The following is a 1143-nucleotide window of genomic DNA, read 5'->3' on the forward strand; positions in this document are numbered from 1 at the left end:
ACTCCGCCCGCGGCACCGGACGCCGTCCCCGCCCGCCCCTCCGGGGTGGGCTCCCGGCTGACGGATCCGCAGGTCACCGCTGGTCAGGGCTGGTTGCGGGCCGCCACGCCCAGGTGCTCACCGACCCGGTTGACCAGCAGGGTCATCTCGTACGCGATCTGGCCGACGTCCGCCTGCGCCGTGGTCAGCACGCACAGACAACTCCCCTGCCCGGCCTCGGTGACGAACAGCAGCCCCTCGTCGAACTCGATCATCGTCTGCTGGACCTCGCCGACGCCGAAGTGCGCCCCCGCGCCCCGCGCCAGGCTGTGCAGGCCCGAGGCGACGGCGGCCAGGTGCTCGCCGTCCTTCCTGGCCAGTTCCGCGCTGGTCGCGGTGACCAGCCCGTCCGTGGACAGGACCAGCGCGCACCGCACACTCGGCATCCGCTTGGTCAGGTCGTCCAGCAGCCAGTCAAGGCTTGTGCTCAGTGCCATGCCCTCCCCCTCGTGGTCACTTCGTCACTCCGTGATGGTGGTCGCCGTGCTCCCCCTACCCATCTGCCACCCGGTGCCAACCCGCCTGCCGCGCCTCGGCACGCCTGCGCCACCGGGCCGCCGCCGCGTCGGAGGATGGCCGCATGGCAGAGCAGATGACCGAGCAGCAGTGGCGCGGCTTCGTCTCGGACGGCACCCGCACCGGCAAACTCGCCACGGTCAGGGCCGACGGCGCCCCCCATGTGGCGCCCGTCTGGTTCCTGTTGGACGGCGACGAGTTGGTGTTCAACACCGGTGCGCGGACGGTGAAGGGACGGAACCTCGCCAGGGACGGACGGGCCTCCCTGTGCGTCGACGACGACGGGCCGCCGTTCTCGTACGTGATCCTCTCCGGTCGTGCCCGGTTGGTGGAGGAACTGTCCGAGGTGCGCCACTGGGCCGCCCGGATCGGCGCCCGCTACATGGGCGAGGACCGGGCGGAGGAGTTCGGGGAGCGCAACGGCGTACCGGGCGAGCTGCTGGTGCGGCTGCGCATCGAGAAGGTGCTCGCGCAGGCCGGCGTCGCGGACTGACGGGCGACGAGCCGGGCCCGACGTGCGAGCCGGACTCGACCGGCGGACGGGACTCGACCGCCGGGCGGGCGCGGCGGATGATGGCGCCATGACCC

Annotated in this window: 2 protein-coding genes; one reads left to right on the forward strand and one right to left on the reverse strand. The window is 72.7% G+C overall.

The window, feature by feature from the left end:
• Positions 1 to 83 precede the first annotated feature (83 nt).
• Positions 84 to 476: a roadblock/LC7 domain-containing protein gene (locus GL263_RS26940; protein WP_182858342.1), complete on the reverse strand. Its 393-nt coding sequence runs from the start codon at positions 474 to 476 to the stop codon at positions 84 to 86.
• A 143-nt stretch (positions 477 to 619) separates the two neighbouring features.
• Between GL263_RS26940 and GL263_RS26945 the strand changes: the two genes are divergently transcribed.
• Positions 620 to 1048 carry a PPOX class F420-dependent oxidoreductase gene (locus GL263_RS26945; RefSeq protein WP_182858343.1) on the forward strand — a complete coding sequence of 143 codons (429 nt, stop codon included), beginning with the start codon at positions 620 to 622 and terminating at the stop codon, positions 1046 to 1048.
• The last annotated feature ends 95 nt before the right edge of the window (positions 1049 to 1143 follow it).

The sequence above is a fragment of the Streptomyces durbertensis genome (assembly GCF_014156695.1).
Lineage (GTDB): Bacteria > Actinomycetota > Actinomycetes > Streptomycetales > Streptomycetaceae > Streptomyces > Streptomyces durbertensis.